The organism is Streptomyces sp. A1136, assembly GCF_004795055.1.
GTDB lineage: Bacteria > Actinomycetota > Actinomycetes > Streptomycetales > Streptomycetaceae > Streptomyces.
In genome coordinates, this window is the sequence record NZ_SSBJ01000007.1 from 237,983 (window position 1) to 258,492 (window position 20,510).

The 20,510-nt window shown below is 72.6% G+C and carries 17 protein-coding genes; all 17 read right to left on the reverse strand.

Going from position 1 to position 20,510, the window contains the following annotated elements; all coding sequences use genetic code 11:
• Nucleotides 1-87: 87 nt before the first annotated feature.
• The 17 genes from E6R62_RS09660 to E6R62_RS09740 all read right to left on the reverse strand — a co-directional run bounded on the left by E6R62_RS09660 (nucleotide 88) and on the right by E6R62_RS09740 (nucleotide 20,475).
• Nucleotides 88-2,145 (reverse strand): SpoIIE family protein phosphatase, encoded by a 2,058-nt coding sequence (locus E6R62_RS09660; protein WP_136212913.1) that lies wholly within the window; start codon nucleotides 2,143-2,145, stop codon nucleotides 88-90.
• Between the two features lie 124 nt (nucleotides 2,146-2,269).
• Entirely contained in the window at nucleotides 2,270-2,752 is a 483-nt protein-coding gene (locus E6R62_RS09665; RefSeq protein WP_240801565.1) for a DUF3574 domain-containing protein, read from the reverse strand.
• 49 nt (nucleotides 2,753-2,801) lie between these two features.
• On the reverse strand, nucleotides 2,802-3,662 hold the full coding sequence (locus E6R62_RS09670; RefSeq protein WP_240801566.1) for a DNA-binding protein: 861 nt from the start codon (nucleotides 3,660-3,662) through the stop codon (nucleotides 2,802-2,804).
• 68 nt (nucleotides 3,663-3,730) lie between these two features.
• A complete protein-coding gene (locus E6R62_RS09675; RefSeq protein WP_136212914.1) occupies nucleotides 3,731-4,945 on the reverse strand; it encodes an MAB_1171c family putative transporter in 1,215 nt (404 codons plus the stop codon).
• Nucleotides 4,942-5,412, reverse strand: a complete 471-nt coding sequence (locus E6R62_RS09680; RefSeq protein WP_136212915.1) for a hypothetical protein — start codon at nucleotides 5,410-5,412, stop codon at nucleotides 4,942-4,944. Before E6R62_RS09680 ends, E6R62_RS09675 begins: the two co-directional genes overlap by 4 nt.
• A gap of 370 nt (nucleotides 5,413-5,782) precedes the next feature.
• Complete coding sequence (locus tag E6R62_RS09685) at nucleotides 5,783-6,295, reverse strand: O-acetyl-ADP-ribose deacetylase (protein ID WP_136212916.1); 513 nt, start codon at nucleotides 6,293-6,295, stop codon at nucleotides 5,783-5,785.
• Entirely contained in the window at nucleotides 6,292-7,713 is a 1,422-nt protein-coding gene (locus E6R62_RS09690) for an NAD(P)/FAD-dependent oxidoreductase (RefSeq protein WP_136212917.1), read from the reverse strand. Before E6R62_RS09690 ends, E6R62_RS09685 begins: the two co-directional genes overlap by 4 nt.
• Nucleotides 7,714-7,805: 92 nt before the next feature.
• Complete coding sequence (locus tag E6R62_RS09695; protein ID WP_136212918.1) at nucleotides 7,806-8,630, reverse strand: inositol monophosphatase; 825 nt, start codon at nucleotides 8,628-8,630, stop codon at nucleotides 7,806-7,808.
• Nucleotides 8,631-8,781: 151 nt separating this feature from the next.
• On the reverse strand, nucleotides 8,782-10,800 hold the full coding sequence (locus E6R62_RS09700; protein WP_136212919.1) for a prolyl oligopeptidase family protein: 2,019 nt from the start codon (nucleotides 10,798-10,800) through the stop codon (nucleotides 8,782-8,784).
• A gap of 91 nt (nucleotides 10,801-10,891) precedes the next feature.
• Nucleotides 10,892-12,091 (reverse strand): aspartate kinase, encoded by a 1,200-nt coding sequence (locus E6R62_RS09705; protein ID WP_168714009.1) that lies wholly within the window; start codon nucleotides 12,089-12,091, stop codon nucleotides 10,892-10,894.
• Nucleotides 12,088-13,137 (reverse strand): aspartate-semialdehyde dehydrogenase, encoded by a 1,050-nt coding sequence (locus tag E6R62_RS09710; RefSeq protein ID WP_136212921.1) that lies wholly within the window; start codon nucleotides 13,135-13,137, stop codon nucleotides 12,088-12,090. Before E6R62_RS09710 ends, E6R62_RS09705 begins: the two co-directional genes overlap by 4 nt.
• Nucleotides 13,138-13,183: 46 nt before the next feature.
• Complete coding sequence (locus E6R62_RS09715) at nucleotides 13,184-14,143, reverse strand: GlxA family transcriptional regulator (RefSeq protein ID WP_136212922.1); 960 nt, start codon at nucleotides 14,141-14,143, stop codon at nucleotides 13,184-13,186.
• Nucleotides 14,144-14,286: 143 nt separating this feature from the next.
• Nucleotides 14,287-14,691: a response regulator transcription factor gene (locus tag E6R62_RS09720; protein WP_240801567.1), complete on the reverse strand. Its 405-nt coding sequence runs from the start codon at nucleotides 14,689-14,691 to the stop codon at nucleotides 14,287-14,289.
• Nucleotides 14,692-14,841: 150 nt separating this feature from the next.
• On the reverse strand, nucleotides 14,842-16,299 hold the full coding sequence (locus E6R62_RS09725) for an aldehyde dehydrogenase family protein (protein ID WP_240801568.1): 1,458 nt from the start codon (nucleotides 16,297-16,299) through the stop codon (nucleotides 14,842-14,844).
• 43 nt (nucleotides 16,300-16,342) lie between these two features.
• Complete coding sequence (locus E6R62_RS09730) at nucleotides 16,343-17,653, reverse strand: hydroxyacid-oxoacid transhydrogenase (protein ID WP_240801569.1); 1,311 nt, start codon at nucleotides 17,651-17,653, stop codon at nucleotides 16,343-16,345.
• Nucleotides 17,654-17,843: 190 nt separating this feature from the next.
• Complete coding sequence (locus tag E6R62_RS09735; protein ID WP_136212925.1) at nucleotides 17,844-19,082, reverse strand: ATP-grasp domain-containing protein; 1,239 nt, start codon at nucleotides 19,080-19,082, stop codon at nucleotides 17,844-17,846.
• 37 nt (nucleotides 19,083-19,119) lie between these two features.
• Entirely contained in the window at nucleotides 19,120-20,475 is a 1,356-nt protein-coding gene (locus tag E6R62_RS09740) for an MFS transporter (protein ID WP_136212926.1), read from the reverse strand.
• Nucleotides 20,476-20,510: the final 35 nt, after the last annotated feature.

Consider the following 20,510-nt stretch of genomic DNA (forward strand, 5'->3'; position numbering starts at 1 on the left):
GGCGGGGCGACCGGGCCCGGCGACACGCGCCCCGGACACCCCCGGCCGGCGCGGCCCCGACCGCCGGGAGGGGCCGACCGCCGGGCCCTACGAGGCCACCGTGCGGGCCAGGAGGACCGCCACGTCGTCCTGCGGCGCGCTCGGCAGGAGCCGTTCGAGCACCTCGTCGCACAGCTGCTCCAGCGGCATACCGGGCTGCGCCAGGGCCCGCGCCAGCCGTCCGAGTCCCTGGTCCAGGTCCCGGTCGCGGGTCTCGATCAGCCCGTCGGTGTAGAGCGCCAGGAGGCTGCCGGGCGGCAGCGGCACCTCCTCGGTCCGGAAGTCCGTGCCGCCCGCCCCGAGCGGGGTCCCGGGCGGTCCGTCCAGGAACGTCACCGTGCCCGTGGCGCCGACCACGGCGGGCGGCGGGTGCCCGGCACGGGCGATCACGCAGCCGCCGGCCGCCGGGTCGTGCACGGCGTACACGCAGGTCGCCATCTCGTCCTCGCCGAGGTCCGCCACCGCGGCGTCCAGCGAGCGCAGCATCCGCTCGGGCGGCACGTCGTGGCGTGCGAGGGTGCGCACGGCCGTGCGGAGCTGACCCATGACGGCCGCCGCGTGGATGCCGTGGCCCATCACGTCACCGATGACCAGTCCGGTCCTACCCCGGGGCAACTGGATGACGTCGAACCAGTCGCCGCCGACGTCGTGCGCGCTGGCGGGGCGGTAACGGCCGGTCAGTTCGAGGCCGGTGACCACCGGCAGGGCGCTGTTGGTGAGGCTGCGCTGGAGGGTGAGGGCCGCCCGCCGCTGGGAGGTGTACATGCGGGCGTTGTCGATGTTGAGTGCCGCTCGGGCCACCAGCTCGTCGACCAGGACGCAGTCCTGTTCGTCGAAGGGCTCGCGCTCGCGCAGCCGGGTCACGGTGACCGCGCCGAGGACGGTGCCGCGCGCGACGAGCGGGACCAGCCGGGCCGACCCGAGCCCGGCCAGGTACCGGCGCAGCGGTTCGGCGCGCGCGTCGGTGATCAGCGCCGGGACGTCGGTGGCGTACAGGTTGATGGGCCGGCCTTCGGCGATGACCCGTTCGTATACGGTCCCGGCGGGGATGCGGAAGGTCTGGCCGGGTGCGAGGGCGGCCGTCGGCGCGGTGGGGTCGGGGAAGGTGACGGCGAGCCTGCGCAGCACCCCGCGGTTGGAGAACGCGGCGTCGTCGGGGCCGAGGACTGCTTCGAGGAGCTGTACGTCGGCGGAGTCGGCGAGTTGCGGCACCAGCAGGTCGACGGTTTCCCGGGCGGTCTGGTCGAGGTCCAGCGTCGTCCCGATGCGGGTGCCGGCCTCGGCGAGCAGGGCGAAGCGCCTGCGGGCCCGCTCGGCCTCCTGCTGCGCCCGCTGGCCCTCGGTGATGTCGATGAGGGAGGCGATCACGCCGAGGGGGCGGCCGCTCGGGTCGAGCAGCGGGGCGTAGGAGCAGGACCAGGTCCGGTCGTGGTGGGGGTCGGAGGGGGTGCGGCCGGTGCGGCGGACGTCGACCACCGCGGTGCCCTGCTCCAGCACCTGCCGCATCGTCGCCTCCAGCGCGGCCGCGTTGACGCCGGGGACCACCTCGGTGAGGCGTTTGCCCAGGTGGGCGGCGGCGGACACGCCGTTCATCCGGGCCAGGGCATCGTTGACGCGCAGGAAGCGCAGGTCGGTGCCGAGGGTGGCGAGGCCGATCGGGGACTGGGTGAACAGGCTCTGGAGGGCGGCGAGGGAGTCCCGCATGTGGAGGACCTCGGACGTCTCCACGGCGACCAGCATGGCGCCCGGACGGCCCTTCGGGTCCGCCGCGGGCACGATCCACATCTCCATCGTCACGCGGTGGCCGTCGCGGTGGCGCACCGGCAGGGTTCCGACGACCGTCTCGCCGGCCTGGACGCGGCGGGTCAGGTCCTCGGCCAGTTCGCGGTTGGCGTCGGGGACGAGGAGGTCGCTGCCGGGACGGCCGAGGATGTCCTCGGGACGGTGGCCGAGCAGGTCCCGGGCGGCCAGCGACCACTCCACGACGCGTCCGTCGGCGTCCTCGCGCCACAGGGCGATCGGCAGCAGCTCCCGCAGTACGCCCGCGTACCCGACGACGCCCGGCGGCTGATCGGGTACCTCGCTCGTCAACCGGTAAGTGTCCAATGCACCGACCTCACCCCGAGGGGGCCTGTTTCCCTTCCGGTTCACCCTAGCCGAGTGCTCGTCGGGGGGCGCTGCGGTCGCCGTGCGGTGGACGGCCCGGGTCGGGGCCGTCCACCGGGGCGGGTCAGAAGTCGACCTGGACCCGCGCGTCGGCGCGGCCCACGGACTCCAGCTCCCACGTCGTGCAGTAGAGGTCGCGGATGTACTCGATGTCGGCGTCCCGGGCCCTGGCCTCGGTCACCGGGTAGAGCACCGTCAGCTCGTACGACTTCTCGCGGTTGATGTCACCCTCCTTGTCCCTCCATTGGCCGCGCCCTTCCTGGAGGGTCAGCCCGGCCGGGAAGCGGGGGGTGACGACGTCGGCTATGAACTTGTCGAACTGCTCCTCGGTGATGGGCGGCTTGCCGTCGTGCCGGCCGGTGCCGAAGTAGAGGGTGGTGGAGACGTACGGTCTGCCCCGTCCCGTGGCCGCCTCCTGGCTCACCGTCGAGGCGGCGGCGGGCGATCGGAAGCCGGCGTTCGACGCCGGGCTTGACGAGCCGTAGAAGAGCACGGCCGCGGTGAGTACGGCGACGGCCGCGGGCATGGATATCCGAATGGGGCGCATGGGGTCCCTGTCTGTGATGGTCGTCCGTGATGGTCGTGGGGGGTTGGTTTCATGGGGTGCGCGCGGGCGCCGGGGCCGGGAGGCGCTCGCGCAGGAACACCGCCGCGTCGCGCAGGCTCGCGGGAACGCGGGGGGCCCGTCGCAGGAGGCGGGCCGTCCCGTGGAGCGACTCGACCGTCCGGGCGGAGCCGATGCGGGCGGCGCGGGGCGCGAGGTCGGTGATGAGGTCCTCCGCTTCGCTCCAGGCTCCGGCGCGGGCCTGCGCCGCGAGGAGTTCCGCGGCGAAGAGGTGGCGGTAGGAGGGGCCCGGCGCGGTGGCGGCCCGCCGCAGGAGGGGCAGGGCGCGGTCCCACCGGCGCAGCCGGGCCAGGACCCACCCCTGGTGGCCGGTCAGCTCGGCCTGGTCGATCCACCACGCCCAGTGCGGGTCGCGGCGGGACACGCCGTCCAGGAAGCGGCTCTGCGCCCGGGCGATCAGTTCCAGGGGCTCGCGGTGGGCGCCGAGCAGGGCGGTGGCGTGGGCCTGGCGGATCAGCACGAGGCTGCCGACGCGGGCGGGCAACGGCCGCGGCCCGGCGACGCGGGAGGCGGTCGCCAGGGCGGCGCGGGGGTGCCCGGTGTGGGTCTGGAGCATGCTGTGGTTCAGCCGCACCAGTCGGGCGGTCCAACGGTCGCCGCAGAGTTCCGCGAGGGCGAGGGCGTGGGCGTTGGCCCGGTGGGCGTGGCGGTGCAGGCCCGCGTCGAAGAGGATCCAGCCGATGACCTCGGACAGCTCGGCCAGCGCCGCGATCCGGTCGCTGTCGTGGCCGCGCAGGCTCTCGGGCTCGGCGGTGAGTTCCCGGTGACGGCGTACGGCCTCGCGGACGGCGGGGACCGCGGCCCGCGCGCCGAGCGTGGCATCGAGGGTCACGAGCCGCTCCACGGCGCGGATCGCCTCCGCGGCGGGCGTCGCCCTCCGCGTGGCGGGCGCCCCGACGGTCACCGGGTCACCGCCCACGCCTCGGGCCGGTGGCCGCTGCGGCCGAGGGCGGTGAAGGAGGCGGCGACCTCGGTCAGCCATTCCACCTCGTCGCGGAAGTCCTCGCAGGGCGGCCGCGCGGGGATCTCCGGGGACTCCGTCTCCTCGGCCCGCTCCTCCGGGGCCCTGCTGAGGGCGGCGCACACCTGGAGGGCCTCGCCGAGGGGCGACGTCGGATCTTCGGGGAGACCGAGCGAGCGGGCGACCCGGGAGAAGTCCGCGAGCGAGAGCGAGGTGCGCAGGATCAGCTGCCCGTCGCGGATCTCGATCACGCGCCGGTAGAGGCTGTAGTGCAGGTCCATGGGCGGCAGGAGGTCCCGCACCCGGGAGCGGGGCGGGTCCAGCGCGATGTCCGGGGAGGCCCGGTGCAGGGCCGCCCACAGGGGGCGCAGACGGCGGTAGGCACGGTAGCTGCGACCCCAGGCCCGGGCGCGGGTGAGGCGGATGCCCCAGGCGGGGATGGTCCATCCGGTGATCTGGAGCAGCGCGCCGACGCTGCCGCAGGCCCACTGGACCGGGTCGAGGCCCGCTCCGTCGAAGTGCAGCCGGGTGCCGGCGATCTGGATGCCCCGGGTGACGCAGTAGACCAGGATGAGCGTGGCGCCGACGGTGACGGTCCGCATGCCGGCGGCGAGCCACTGGCGGTTGGCGACCTTGGTGAAGCCCACCGACAGCCGCACCGTCTCGGCCTGTCCCACGGCGCAGATGAGCAGGTAGAAGGACATGTACAGGGCGTAGCCGCCGTGGTGGATGCTCAGCAGGATCGTGGACGTCGCCGTGTCGGAGTGCGCCACCGGGCCGACGACGAAGGAGGAGGTCACGAGGACGCAGAGCGCGGCGCCGAAGAACAGGACCCGCCGGCGTGCCATCCGCCGGGCCTGCTCCGGGGGCGAGGACCAGTGGACGAGGACCACTTGCTGGGCGGCGGTGAGCACGACCACCGCCACCTGGGTGATCAGCGAGGTGATGTTGGGGACGCCGAAGAACCCGGAGATGTGCAGCCGCAGTTGGTCCAGGTCGACCAGGAAGCTGATGCCGGAGCACAGGAAGTAGACGCACAGTGCCCACAGTGCGATGTCGTGCTTGCGGCGCACCAGGTCCGGGAGCCGGTAGGCGAAGGCGGCGAGACCGACGAAGGCGCAGATCCAGGCGAGGGCCGTGTAGACGGCGGTCACTGCGGGTCCGCCTTGCCGAGCCCCTGCTCGATGCGGGCGACGACCTCGGCGGCCTCGTCGGGAACGGCCCACGCGGGTTCGACCCAGCGCTTGGTGGCCCGGGCCAGGATGAGGGAGGCCATGGTCTCCGCCTCCTGCTCCTCGTCGTCGCTGTAGCGGGAGCGCATGAGTAACCCCCGTACGCCGGCGGGATCGACATTCGTCAGGAGCGGTCCGGATCCGGTCTGGTCCAGGGGCACGGACCCGCGGTGCTCGAAGGCGATGTGGGCCAGTTCGTGGGTGATGATGTGCTCTTTGTGGGCCGGCGAGGCCGACTTCTCGAAGGCGACGACATCGAAGTCGTCCAATTTCAGCCACAGGCCCAGCAAATGGCGTTCCGGGAAGGAGGTCGGAATCAGGTGAATGGTGCGCCGACGGCTCTCGCTGAGATAGCGGTGGAGTTCGTCGATTCCGCAGCCGTGCTCCATACCCCACTCCACCAACATCGCCTCACACGTACGACGGACATTCCTGAGCCGACGCCTGAGCCGCCTGTCCTCGGATGCCGGCGAACCTGAGCCCGGTATCTTCATCCCTCAGTCCTCCGGCGGAACTCGGCGGCTGCCCTCCCCTGCCCGTGCTTCAAGATCCCCGGGGCAGACGACGCGGTCATGATGTCACACGCCCAACTCGCCTTTGACCGTTGCGGGTTCTATCCGGCCACGCCTCGTCGGTTTTCGCCGAAAGCCGGCGCGGACGCATGCCGGGTCGGGATATGCCAAAGGGGAATTCACGCCGCACGGCCGGGTCCCGCCGTGGAAGTGGCGCGGAAAAGCCCGGGCGGTCCGGGGCGTCCCGTCAGCCGAGGGCAGAGGCGAACACGGCGTGGGCGGCGTCGTCGAAGAGGACGAAGCGGACCTCCTCCACGGAGGTCGGCGTCGCGCGCACCGTCTCCACCGCGATCCGGGCGCCGTCGTCCATCGGCCAGCCGTAGACCCCCGTCGAGATGGCCGGGAAGGCGACCGTACGGGCGCCGAGTTCGTCGGCGACCCGCAGGGACTCCCGGTAACAGGAGGCGAGCAGCTCCGAGCGGTCCTCGTCGCGCGAGTACACGGGCCCCACGGTGTGGATGACATGGGCGGCCGGCAGCCGGCCCGCCGTGGTGGCGACGGCCCTGCCGGTCGGCAGGCCCTTGCCGTAGCGGGAGCGGCGCAGCCGCTCGCAGGCGGTGAGGATCTCGGGTCCGCCGCGCCGGTGGATCGCGCCGTCCACTCCCCCGCCGCCGAGCAGCGAGGAGTTGGCGGCGTTGACCACGGCGTCCACCCGCTCCTCGGTGATGTCTCCTCGGACGAGGGTGATACGGGGCGTCATCGGGGTGCCTTCCGCAGGTGGCGCCAGACGGCCTTGGCGGCATTGTGACCGGACATGCCGTGCACTCCGGGGCCCGGCGGGGTCGCGGAGGAGCACAGGAACACCGCCGGGTGGGCCGTGGTGTACGGGGACAGGGTGATCTTCGGGCGGAGCAGGAGCTGGAGCCCGGAGGCGGCGCCGCAGGCGATGTCCCCGCCGACGTAGTTGGGGTTGCGGGCGGCGAGTTGCGGGGGGCCGGCGGTGGCGCGGGCCAGGACGAGGTCGCGGAAGCCCGGGGCGAAGCGCTCCAACCTGCGCTCCATGGCCTCGGTGAGGTCGCCTTCCCACCCTGCCGGTACGTGCCCGTACGCCCAGAAGACGTGCTTGCCCTCGGGCGCCCGGCCCGGATCGACGAGGCTGGGCTGGGCGGTGATCAGGAAGGGGTTGCGGGGGGCGCGGCCGCCGGCGGCCAGTTGCAGGGCGGCGTCGATGTCGCTGGTGCGCGGGCCGATCTGGACGGTGCCGGCCCGGCGCGCCTCTTCGGAGGTCCAGGGCACCGGGCCGTCCAACGCGTAATCGATCTTGAAGACGGATGCTCCGTAGCGGTAGCCGTCGTAGGCGCGCCCCAGGCGCGCGATCCGCGCCAGCGCCGTCGGCGAGGTGTCGAAGACGTACGCGCGGGCCGGCGGCAGCTCGTCCAGGCGCTTGACCTCGAAGTCCGTGTGCACGGCGCCCCCGAGGTCGCGCAGGTAGGCGGCGAGGGCGTCCGAGAGCGACTGCGAGCCGCCGCGCGGCATCGGCCAGCCGTTGGCGTGCGCGGCGAGGGCGAAGACCAGACCCACGGCGCCGGTGCCGATCCCGTTCAGCGGTGCGATGACGTGGGCCACGAGACCGGCGAACAGGGCGCGGGCCCGGTCGTCGCCGAAGCGGCGCAGCAGCCAGGTGGCGGGCGGCAGCCCGACGAGCCCGAATCGGGCCAGGGTGACGGGGTCCCTGGGCAGCGCGGTCGAGGGCAGGGACATGAAGTCCCGGGCCAGGGTGTCCCATCGGCCGAGGAACGGCTCCACCAGACGGCGGTACGCGCCCGCGTCACGCGGCCCGAAGGAAGCCGCGGTCTGGGCGACCGAGCGGGACAGCACCGCCGCCGTGCCGTCGTCGAACGGATGGGCCATGGGCAGCGGGGCGTGCAGCCACTCCAGCCCGTACCGCCCCAGCGGCATCGTCGCGAACACCGGCGAGCCGGAGCCCAGCGGGTGCACTGCGGCGCAGGGGTCGTGCCGGAAGCCGGGGAGCGTGAGCTCCTCCGTGCGGGCCCCGCCGCCGACGGTCCCGGCTGCCTCGAAGACGGCCACGGACAGCCCGCGCCGGGCCAGTTCGACGGCGGCGGTCAACCCGTTGGGGCCCGCCCCCACGATGACCGCGTCGAGAATGGAGGGCACCTTACGACTCCTTCGTCCGGCGGCGGCACCGCGTATGGGGCGGCGGTGCGTCCAGGCGGCACTTTATGTGAAGACACGGCATGTCCGGCCGGTCATGCGCCGCGCAACAGCTCGCGGATCCGGACCGCCGTGGCCTCGTCGCGGCCCACGGCGAACGGCAGCGCGTTGTCCCGGTCCACCCGGAAGGGCACCCCGGCGACGGTGCTCTGCGCGCCGCCCGCCTCGGCGACGAGCAGCAGCCCGGCCGCGTGGTCCCACGCCGAGGGCCAGGTGAAGGCCAGGCCGTCCATCTCGCCGCGGGCCACCTTGAGGTACTCCAGGCCGGCCGACCCGCAGGGCCGGGCCGTGACGCCGGGTACGTCGAGCCGGGCCAGGGCGCGCTTGTCCTCCTCGGAGGTGTACAGCGGGTGGGCCATCGCGACCCGCAACGCGGCGCCGGGCTCCGGGGAACCGCTGTGGACGCGCTCACCGTTGACGTACGCCCCCTCCCCGCGTACGGCGGTCGCCAACTCGTCCAGCGCCGGGGCGTAGGTCCAGGAGGCCAGGATCTCCCCGCGATGGGCCAGCGCGACCAGGGTGCAGAAGGCGGGGTCGCCGCCCACGAACTGTCGGGTGCCGTCGACGGGGTCCACGATCCACACGGGCGCGTCGGCGCGCAGCGCCGCGTACACCGTCGGGTCGGCGTGCACGGCCTCCTCGCCGACGACGGCGGAGCCGGGCAGCAGGCGGGTCAACGAGGCCGTCAGGTGCTCCTCGGCCCTGCGGTCGGCGACGGTGACCAGGTCGTGCGGGCCGCTCTTCTCGTCGACCTCGTGCTCGGCGAGCTGCCGGAATCTCGGCATGATCTCGACCGCGGCCGCCTTGCGCACGGCCTCCTCGACGGCGGACAGGTCGGGGGTCCGAAATTCTGTGATCATGCCTCCATCACACCACGCCCGGTTGACAAACCCCACCCGCTGCCCCGGCGGACGAGAACACTCCCGGTGGACGGTGGATGACCGTGGGCCGGGGGGAGCGGCGCGGACCACGGGTCCGGAGACGGCGCGGGTCCGCCCGCCGGCGAGGCGCTCAGCCGAGGTGCTGCCAGAGGAAGGTGTGGGCGAGGGCGTGGTTGAAGGCGGCCTGCGCGTTGTCGGTGGCGCCGCCGTGGCCGCCGCCGGTGTTCTCGTAGAAGAGGACCCGGTGGCCGAGTTCGCGCAGGCGGGCGGCCGTCTTGCGGGCATGGGCGGGGTGGACGCGGTCGTCGCGGGTGGAGGTCATCAGGAGCAGCGGCGGATAGGGCCGGCCGGCGGTCAGCCGGTGGTAGGGGGAGATGTCCCGCAGGTGCGGACGGTCGGCCTCGTCGTCGGGGTCGCCGTATTCACCGGTCCAGGAGGCCCCCGCCGGCAGCTTGTGGAAGCGGAGCATGTCGAGCAGGGGGACCTTGGCGACGATCGCGCCGAACAGCTCCGGGTAGCGGGTGAGCATGGCTCCCATGAGGAGTCCGCCGTTACTGGCGCCGACGGCCCCGAGCCGCTCGGGGGTGGTGAGGCCGCGGTCGATCAGGTCGCGGGCGACGGCGGCGAAGTCCTCGAAGGCGCGCGGCCGGCCCGCGCCGAGGGCGGCGCGGTGCCAGGCCGGTCCGTACTCGGCGCCGCCGCGGATGTTGGCCACCGCGTAGGTGCCGCCGCGCGCCAGCCAGGCCCGGCCGGTGACCGGGTCGTAGGAGGGCGTCCGCAGGTCCCGGAAGCCCCCGTAGCCGTACAGCAGCACCGGGCGGGGGCCGGACCCGGCGTCGTGCGCGGTGTCGGGCCCGACGACGAAGTACGGCACCCGGGTGCCGTCCGCCGAGGTGGCGAAGTACTGGCGCGCGGCCATCCCGGTGGCGTCGAAGTGGGCCGGGGCCCGCTTGAGGATCTCGGTGGGGCCTCCGATCTCGCCCCGGTAGAGGGTCGAGGGCCGAAGGAAGGAGTCGACGTCGAGGAAGTACTCGTCGCAGACCTCGGGGTCCGTGTCGGTGACGCCGGCCGAGGACAAGGGCGCCACGTCGGCCAGCGGCCGCCGCGCCCACTCCCGGCCGGGGCCGGGGGTGAGGATCTCGATCCGGGTCGCGACGTCGACCAGGGTTTCCAGGACGAGGTGGTGGCGCGTCCAGCTGTGCCCGGCCAACGCCGTGCGCCCGTCCGGGGCGAACAGCACGGAGGCGGTGCGGTCACCGGCGAGGAACGCCTCGAAGTCGAAGGCGAGGAGGGAGCCGGCCGGATATCCCAGCCACGGGGACTCGGGGGTGACGACGAGCCACTGCTTCCAGGCGTACTTGCCCGCGTCGTCCGGTACGTCGACGCGTCGCGGCGTGCCGTCGTCCGCCAGCAGGAACAGTTCGTCGTGCCAGAAGTCCCGGGCCCTGGAGACGAAGTCGCGCTCGAAGCCCGGCGTCGGGTCCCGCCAGCCGGCGGCCGCCACGTCGCCCGTCGCGACCTCGAAGACCACCTCGGCGTCGGCCAGGGCGGTGCCGCGGCGCCACCGCCGGACGGTACGCGGATAGCCGGCTTCGGTGAGGGAGCCCGGGCCCGTGTCGGTGCCGACGTAGACGTGGTCGGCGTCGATCCAGTCGATGCTGGTCTTCGCCTCCCCCACCGCGAAGCCGCCCTGCACGAACTCCCGCGTGCCCAGGTCGAATTCCCGGACGACGATCGCGTCCGACCCCTCCCGCGACAGGCTCACCAGCGCTCGCCCCCAGTCCGGGCGGCGCACCCGCGCCCCGGCCCACACCCACTCGACGCCCTCGCCCGCGCCGAGGGCGTCGACGTCCAGCAGCAGCTCCCATTCGGGGGCGTCCTTGCGGTACTGCTCCAGCGTCGTACGCCGCCAGACCCCCTTCGGGTGCGCCGCGTCCTGCCAGAAGTCGTAGAGGAAAGCGCCCCGGCGGACGGTGTAGGGGATGCGGTCGGAGGCGTCGAGGACCTCCAGCACCTCCCGCCGCAGCGCGTCGAAGCCGGGGCCGCGGGCCAGGGCGTCGAGCGTCTGCGCGTTGCGCTCCGCCACCCAGCCGAGCGCGTCCGCGCCCTCGACTTCCTCAAGCCACAGGTACGAGTCGTCATCCGTCACGTCGAGCGATTGTCCTCGCTCCCCGCCCCCCGCCACACCCCCACGCCCGCCGCGAGGCCCGGGTTCGGGTCGGGGTCCGGCGGGCGGAGGCTCAGCGCGCGCCGTCACCCGGGACCGGCACCGGCGGCGGGCCGGACAGGACGTCGCTGTGCGGGGAGCGGCGCTTGGCGCGCGCGGGAGCGGCCGGGCCGGCCACGGTCACCGGGTCCGGGTAGAGCAGGGCGTGGCACCGGCGGGCCTCGGCGTCGGCGTCGGCCCGGGACACCAGGACGTGTTCGGCCCGGCCGTCCGCGCGCAGCGAGGTGATCAGGCACAGGTCGTCGTGGCGCCGCGCGGCGAGGAGGTGGTGCGCCGCGCCCCGGACCGCTCCCGGAACCACCAGGTAGGTGCCACTCGCCGAGTCGAATTCCGTGCCGCGCAGGCCCTCAGCCAGCAACCCCCGCGCCGCCGCCCGTCGCTCCCGCCCGGACCGGAAGCGCCAGACGTCGCTGCTCTTGTGCGCGACGACCGCGGCGGCCTCCGTACCCTGGCCCACCACGGTCCCGGCCCCGTCCGAGGCCGTCCACGGGAAGGGACGGCAGTGCAACCGCACGTCCCCGCGTTCCGCCCAGTCCACGGCGCTCTCGTGGACGACCTTCGCGCCGTGGCGCGACATGCGCCGCACGCCCTCGTAGCTGATCTCGGGGAGTGTCCGCGCGGCCGGCACCAGATAGGGGTCCGCGGTGCACACGCCGGGCACGTCGGAGAAGAGGACGCAGGTGCCGGCGCCCAGCGCCGCGGCCATCGCCGCCGCCGAGAGGTCGGAGCTGTTGCGGCCGAGCATGACGGTCCCGCCGTCCGCGTCGACGGCCTGCCCTCCCGGTACGACGACGACCGGGTGGTCGGCCAGAGCCGACAGCGGCACCTCGGGGTCGGCCCGGATCAGCCGCGCCCGGTCGGCCGGCCCCTCGCCCAGCAGCCCGGTGCCCGCGGCGGACAGCGGCAGCGCGGGCACGCCCGCGGCGTCGAGTGCGGCCGTGAGCAGGGCCACGCTCACCGTCTCGCCGCTGGTCAGCAGCATGGCGCAGACCTGCGGGGGCGGGGTGTCGGCCACGACGTCGAGGGTCTGCTGGAGCCTGCCCGTGGTACCGGACATCGCGCTCACCACCACGACGACCGGCCGTTGTTCCTCGGCGATCCGCCGGGCCGTGTACCGGGCGACCCGCGTATAGCCGCCCAGGTCCGCGAACGCCGAACCACCGAACTTCACCACCAGCGGACCCCGGTCCGGGCCGCCGCCGACATCCGTCACCGCAACCACCCGTTTTCCATGGCGAGTCCGACGATCTGAAGGGCGTTGAGGGCCGCCCCGACCCACAGGTTGTCGGCGACGACCCACACCGCGACCGCCCGCGGGTCCTCGGGCTCGACCCTGATCCGACCCACGTGGACCAGGGCCCGGTCCTCGGGCCGGGCGAAGACGGTGCGCGGCATCGGGTACGAGGGGGTGTCCGACCGGGTGTGGACGCGGAGCCCCGGGGTGGCGGTCAGGGCCTTCTCGACGGCCTCGACGGTGACCGGCTCGCGCAGTACGACGTGCACCGCCTCGGAGTGGCAGTGGAAGACCGGCACCCGTACCGCCGTGGCGCTGACCCGCAGTCCGGGCAGGCCGAGTATCTTGCGCGGCTCCCGGACGAGCTTGCGTTCCTCGTGGGTGCGCCCGGAGTCGTCCTGGAGGCCGATCTCGGGCACGAGGCTGAAGGGCAGCGGCTGACCGAACCGGCCGCCCGGCTCGACCCGCGCCCCGGGGTCGTCCAGCACCCTTCGCGAGCCCTCGGCCAGTTCCTCCAGCCCGCGCAGACCGCCTCCCGACGCCGCCTGGTATGTCGCCACCACGACGCTTTCCAACGTGGCCAGCTCGTGCAGGGGGTGCAATGCGCGGACCAGTTGGATGGTCGAGCAGTTGGGGTTCGCCACCAGGTGGGAGACCGGCCGGTCGGCGAGGGCGCCGGGGTTGACCTGCGGTACGACGAGCGGTACGTCCGCCCGCATCCGGAACGCGGAACTGTTGTCGACGACGAGCACTCCGGCCGCGGCCAGTCGTTCCGCCTCCCGCAGGCTCACGTCCGCACCCGCGCAGAAGACGGCGACGTCCACGTCGCGGGGGTCGAGGTCATCGACGGTGACCAGCGGGGCCACGGGCAGGGACAGGGCGAGCTCGGCCCCCAGGTCCCGGCCGACGCTGCGCGCCGAGCCGACCGGTGTCACCCGCTCCACCGGCACGATCCCGCTGTCGAGCAGGGCCAGGCACTCCCTGCCCACGGCGCCCGTGGCGCCGACGATCGCGATGCGCGGCATTCCCGTCCTCCTGTCCGAGTCCGGGCGGCCGCCCGGCGTGGGTCTGTCAGGTGAGAGAGCCCCGGAACGCGCGGCGATAGGCGTTCGGGGTGGTGCCCAGCGAGCGCACGAACTGGTGCCGCAAGGCCGCCGCGTTGGGGAATCCCGTACGGGCGGCCACCGCCTCCATCGTCTCGTCCGTCTTCTCCAGGAGCCGCTGGGCGCTCAGCACCCGCTGCGCCAGCAGCCAGCGGTAGGGGGTGGTTCCGGTCTCCATGCGGAAGCGGCGGGCGAAGGTGCGCGGTGACATGCACGCCAGCGCCGAGAGCCGCTCGACGCTGATCTCCTGGTCCAGGTGCTGTTCGGCCCAGGTCAGTACGGAGCGCACCCCGTCCTCGCGGTACTCCGCCACGGGCCTTTCGATGTACTGCGCCTGGCCGCCGTCCCGGTGCGGGGGCACGACCATGCGTCGGGCGATGGCGTTGGCGACGTCGCTGCCCTGGAGCTTGCGCACCAGGTGGAGGGCGGCGTCGATCCCCGCGGAGGTGCCGGCCGAGGTGAAGACCGGATCTTCGTCGACATACAGCACACCGGGCTCGACCTCCGCCTCGGGGTAGCGCGCGGCGAGCGCGTCGGCGTACCGCCAGTGCGTGGTGCAGCGCCGCCCGTCGAGCAGGCCGGCGGCCGCCAGGACGAAGGCCCCGACACAGACGCTGAGCACCCGGGCGCCGCGCGCCACGGCTTGGCGCAGGGCTTCCAGCAGCTCCGGCGGGAAGTCCCTGGTGTGGAAGTCGTCGCCCACGGGGATGGCGATCAGGTCCGCGTCCGCGAGCCGGTCGAGGCCGTAGGGGGTGCTGATGGTGAATCCGGGGACAGCGCGCACGGAGGCGGATTCCGCGGCGACGAGCGCGAAGTCGTAGGCGGGCAGACCCTCCTCCCGGCGGTCGATGCCGAACACCTCGCACACGACGCCCAGCTCGAAGGGGTGGACGTTGTCGAGCAGCACAGCGGCTACGTTTTTCAACATGGACCCAATGTGGCAGGGATTCGCTGTGCTCTGACAGTCCCCCCACTGCCGGCCGGCCAAAAGCTCCCGCACACCGACGGCATGCGTCCGGCGGTGTTCCGGATTCGTCCACCCGAATGCGGGGAGGGAGCCGCCGCACCGCGTCACTCGCCGATGGAGACGATACCGCCGCGAATTCCCATGACGACGGCTTGGGTGCGATCGGACGCTCCCACCTTCGAAAAGACGGCGGATAAATGGTTCCGTACGGTCTTCTCGGATATCCCGAGCGAGCTGGCCACCCGCCGGTTCGACTTCCCCTGGGAGACGAGGACCAGGATCTCGCGCTCGCGCGCGGTCAGGAGCGAGAGCGGCTCCCGGGACGTCGGATCGGGGTGGCGAGGGGACGGCGCGACATCCGGCCCGTCCCCGTCCCCGGGGTCCGTGCGCGAGTCCTCGTTCCTCTGTTCCTGGGCTTCGAGGGCGTCTTGCACTTCACCGAGAGCCTTGTGCATCTTGTCGACCGCCTCGGCGAGATCCGTGACCGGCTGCGGTGGCGCACCGCACACTTCACAGCACCTCTTGCCACTCAACTCGATGGTTCGCCTCTGCACAACACGTGCCATCAGGTGCACTCCCTCAATGCGGATGTGATAACCGAACCGCTCTTTTCGGTGAGTTCCACTACGTCTTCGGACGGATCGCGCGGGCCGGACGGTTCACGCGGGAGCCGGCGTGTGAATCGTCACGGTCTTGCACCGCGTGTATTCGCGCAGCGCCTCCACGCCCTTTTCCACGCCTATGCCCGAGCGCCGGTAGCCCCCGAAGGGGAGCTCCACTCCGCCGGCCGCGCTGTAGTTGTTGACGAACACCTGCCCCACTCGCAGCCGCTGGGCGAGCCAGTGGGCGGTGGTCACGTCGGAGGTCCAGACCCCGGCGGCGAGGCCGTACGTGGTGTGCTCCGCGAGCTCGACCGCCTCGTCCAGCTCGTCGAAGACCGAGACGCACAGGACCGGGCCGAAGATCTCCTCGTTGAACACCCTGTGCCACGGCTTCACGTGGTCCAGGATCGTGGGCTCCACGTAGAACCCCCCGGCGTAGACCTCTCCCTCGGGTACCGCGCCGCCGGCGCGGAGCACACCGTCCCCGGCGCCCTCGGCGAGGTAGCCGAGCACCCGGTCGCGCTGTTTGGCGGAGATGAGCGGTCCCATGTCGGGGTCGGCGATCCCCGGGCCGACGCGCAGGGCGCGGAAGGCCGCCGCGAGCTCCGCCACCAGCTCCTCGTGTACGGAACGGTGGACGAGCAGCCGGCTTCCGGCCGAGCAGTTCTGGCCCGCGTGCTCGGTGATCGAGTCCACGATCAGGGGTACGGCCCGCGCGGCGTCGAAGTCGGGGAGGACGATGTGCGGCGACTTGCCGCCGAGTTCCAGGGTGACCGGCACGATGTTCCGCGCCGCGGCCGACATGACGGCCTCGCCGATCTCCCGCGAACCGGTGAAGGCGAGCCGGTCCACGCCGGGGTGGGCGGCCAGGGCCGCGCCCGCCTCCTCCCCGTAGCCCGGCACGACGTTCAGCGCGCCCGGCGGGAGTCCCGCTTCGAGTACGATCTCCGCCAGCCGGAGCGAGGTCAACGGCGCGTCCTCGGCCGGCTTGAGCACACAGCAGTTGCCGGCCGCGAGGGCCGGAGCCACCGTCCTGGCGGCGATCTGCAGGGGGTAGTTCCACGGGATGATGTGCCCGCACACCCCGTACGGCTCCCGCAGTGTGAACGCGAACCGGTCCGCCTGGTGGAGGATCGTTTCACCACCCAGCGCCTCCACCACGCCGGCATAGAAATCGAAGTAGCGTGCGGCGACATCGGCGTCGACCAGCGACTGCCTGAGCGGCTTGCCGGTGTCGAGGGTTTCCAAAGTGGCCAGTTCCGAGCGGGCGGAGCGGATCGCCGTCGCGATCCGGCGGCAGGCACCGGACCGCTCCGCCACCGGCGCCAGGCGCCAGACGGACTCGTAGGTGTACCGGGCCGCGTCCACCGCGTCGGCGACCTCGGCCTCGCCACAGCGGGCCACTCGCGCGAACGGACGGCCGTTCGACGGATCGAGGACATCGATCCATCCCGCCGCGGGGACCTTCTTTCCCGCGATGACGGCCGTGTACTCGGTCAAGTCTGCTTCGCTCACGGGGCACCAAGCTCCTTGCATGGGGGGACCGCAACACGTCTCGTCAGCCGGTCATCGAACCGCCGAGGATTCTCGCCAGGTCACGGGATGCGACGTCGCGCGGGCAACACACCAGCAGACGCTGCTGTTTCAGGGCCCCCTCGACAAGTGCAGGCAAATCCTTGCCGGAATAACCGAAGGACGCAAGGCCGCCCGGACCGCCCGTATCCGCCACCAGCTCCCGCAAAGTGGCCGGAAGTACATCCGCGCCGTGTGCGACCGACACGCCCCCCACATTCGCCCCGAGCAGTTCGGCCGCGCGCAAATGACGTTCCGGCGACGTCGGGTAGGTGAATTCGAATGCCGCCGCGGCGGTGGATACCACCGCCACGCCGTGCGGGACCATCGGGTGATCGACCGCGTAACCCTCGGGCCGGTAGTCCCGGACCAATCCGGCTATCGGATAGGCGCAGGCGTGCGGAATGTGGGTTCCGGCGTTTCCGAAGCCCATTCCGGCGTAACTCGCCGCCCGACTCATCCCGATACGGGCTTCCAGGTCGTCCGGATTGAGCACGGCTCGCCGCAGGTAGCGACCGACCAGTATCAGGGCCTGCTCCACCCACACGTCACTGATCGGGTTGGCGCCGACGTACAGCGGCCGGTCCGCGGGCGTGGGGTAGGGCGGGCGCCGGTCGTAGGGGCGGGCGGTATACGACTCGCAGGCGTGGGTCAGCACGTCGTACCCGGAGGACGCGGTGACGGCCGGGGGAAGCGTGAGGGTGTTGGCGGGGTCGATCAACGCCAGGGACGGCAGCAGCCGCGGATCGCTGATGCCCGTCTTCACGTTCAGGCCGCTGACGCCGAGGGCGACCATGGCGGTGCACTCGCTGCCGCTCCCGGCCGTGGTGGGCACCGCCACCAGCGGCTTCAGCGGCCCGGGAATCCTGGCTCCGGCGCCTATGGGCGCGTTCAGGTAGTCGCGTACCGACCGGCCGGGGTGGGTGAGCAGCAGGTTGAGCATCTTGGCCGTGTCGATCGAGCTGCCCCCGCCCAGGCCGACGAAGCCGTCCACCCGGAGGGACGCCAGTTCGCGGGCGGCCCGGGTGCAGCTCTCGTCGGTGGGCTCCACCCGGACGCGGTCGAAGACCGAGACCGCGACGCCCTCCTGCTCGATGAGCTTGGCGACCCGGGCCGGCAGGCCGAGGCCGGCCAGGACGGGGTCGGTGACCAGCAACACCGACCGGACGCCGGCCCTGCGCAGCTCGTAACCGATCTCCCGGGTGGCGCCGACCCCGAACTTCAGCGGGGGAGCCTGCCAGCCAATGATCCTTTCGCGCTCGGGCGAACTTTCGCCGACCCACGCAACCGGCTCCACGGTATGCCCTCTCCCTCTTGACCGACCGGCAACATTACGTTGCATATGCACGCCGAATTTGATCAGGCGGGAATCACCCTAGTCGGGCGAATTCGCCCTCACCATAGGACTCTCGTCCCATACGAAAATGGACGGGGTGTCCGGATCACCACCCCGTCCCTTCCCGGCCCCCGTCGCCCCCTCCTTGACGTCAGACGGGTTCCACGGTCAGTCGTGCCTCGATTTCCTTGACACGGACCGTGTCGGCGTCAACCGATTCCTGACTCGGACCACCGAGAATGACCCAACCCAGGCTGGTGAACAGGTCCTCCGTGCAGGGCACCTGCTCCCCGTCGCGGTAGGGCATGCCCAGGCGGTGGAAGGTGGGCAGTTCGCGGACCGCGTCCAGTGCCTCGGCGTTGCGCAGGACGCCCGCGCGTGGGCTGGACAACCACACCACGCGTACGGGCCGCACGATCTCGTACCCGGGGCTGAACGCGCCGTCGAGGTGGTGGCGGACCGTGCGGTCGATCTGGCAGTCCCCGGTGGCCAGCCGCGCCGAGTACTGCAGACAGCTGCCGGCCAGCCGCGCCGCCGTCTCGATCAGGCGCGGGCCGTCGTCCGTGAGCATGACCTCCGTGTGCGTGCAGCCGTTGCGGACGCCCACCGCCCGCGCCACCTGCCGGGTGTACTCGCCCAGCATCCTCGTGATCGGGTCCTGCGGCGCCAGGTAGTCGACCGCGTCGTAGATCCCGATCCTGTCCTCCTTCGCCGACTTGCTGTAGCGGCTGACCGACACCAGACCGAACTCCCCGTCGACCGAGTACGTGTCGACGATGTACTCCGTGCCCTGCGCGAACTCCTGCACCAGGACGGTGTCGTTGCGGATGTCGAAGCGGTTGACCGAGCCCAGGAGGCGGTCGAAGTACGGTCGCCAGTCCTCCCGGCCGCCGACTTTGTGCACGTCGTCCGTGCCTCCGCTGCGACGGGGCTTCAGCACCAGCGGGCGGCCCTGGAGCCCGTTGTCCCTGATCCACGCGGCGACCTCTTCCGGGTCGGCGGTGGCGATCTGGCGCAGGTGCGGGATGCCGGCGGCGGCCACCGCCTGACCCATGGGCCATTTGTCCCGGCGGGCCTCGGAGAGCTCGAAGACGTTGCCCGTGCCCGGCATCAGTTCCTCGATCAGGGCGTCGACCAGCATGACGGCGGACTCGTTGCCCGGGACGATGGCGACCGGGTCGTAGCCCTTCACCGTCCGGACCAACTCCTGGAAGTCCCCGTCGTGGTGGTGGGTCCGGAAGAAGGCGTCCGGGTTCCACGTCCGCCGGTAGGAGTTCAACGGACCCGGGGTGCTCAGCACGGCCACCGGTTCGACGTCCCGTTCCCGGAAGGCGTTCGCGTACTCGGCCGCGCCGGAGTAGGGGTCGACGAGAATCGCGTAGCGGGGCATGGTTCTCCTCCGAAGTAGTGCGTGGGCGCTGCCGGCCTCACTGGGTGACTGTGGTCTCCGCGCCGGCGCCGAGGCCCGCGTCGGGCTCCGCGCCCTTGCCCGGCTCCGTCCGCGGCGGTTCGCGGTCGGCGGCGCCCGCCGGGCGCACGCCCAGCCAGGCGGCGCCCACGGCGAGCAGCCCGAGGGCCCCGCACCCGAGCCACAGGCCGTCCCCGAACCTGTTCCAGAGCATGACGCCGAGGAACGGCCCCACCGCGGTACCGAGCCCGTACAGCGAGTTCGACGCGCCCAGGTAGCGGCCGCGCAGTTCCGGCGGTCCGGCCTGCGCCGGATAGGCGAAGAAGAGGGTCGGATAGCCCACGATCTCGCCGAACGACCAGACGAGGGTCGCGATCACCAGCGCGGCGACGCCCCAGGGCAGTGCGTACAGGCTCATCCCGATGCCGGTGAGGGCCACGCCGGCGATCACCGCGATCCGCGCCGGCCACCGCTGCACCACCTTGGCGACGAGCAGCTCGCAGGTGATGACGAGAGCGCCGTTGAGCGCGACCATCGCCGCGTACACGCCGGTGCCCAGGCCGAGGTGCTTGACCGTCAGCGGAAGGGTGGAAACGTACTGGATGTAGATCACCGAGCTCACGAACATCGCGAGCAGGAACAGCAGGTAGCGGCCGTCCGTCAGCACGGCGAGGTAGCTCGGTTTGCGACCCGTGACGCGGGACCGCGCGGTGTCCGCCGTCCCCTCCTCCCCGGCCCCGTTCGTCCGGCCGCGGGGCAGGGTCACCCCCGCCACCGTGGCGAAGACCAGGATCGCCACGGCCTCGCCCCAGAACAGGAAGTCCCACGACACCTGCACCAGGGCCGCGCCCAGCAGCGGGGCCGCCGTCGTGCCCAGGTTGATCGCCAGACGGACCATGGCGAAGATCATGACCTGGCGCTCGGCGGGGATGAGCTGGCTGATCATGCTCGTGGAGGCGGGACGGTAGGCCTGGCTCAGTGCCGCGCCGACGCCGATGACCGCCAGGATCGCCGGATAGCTGTCCAGGTAGAGCACGGCGGGGAGGAGCACGGCCGAGCTGACCAGCGTCGACATGATGGTCAGCCGCGGACCGACCAGGTCGGACATCCAGCCGCCGGTCAGCACCCCCAGCACGGTCCCGGCGCCGTAGACCCCCAGGGCGAGGCCGGCCTCTGTGTCGGAGAAGCCGCGCTGCGTCATGTACAGCACCATGAAGACCTGGATGAACCCGCCGAGTCTGTTCACGGCGGTGCCCACGAGCAGGGATTTCACGGCTGTCGGTGACTCCCGCCAGACCGTCTTGACGCCGACGTGCACGGGTGTGGGCTCCGGCTCCGTCTCCTGCACCGCGGAGGGAGAATCGCTGCTTGCCATGGGATCACTCTGCGACGGGGCGGGCCGGGGCGACA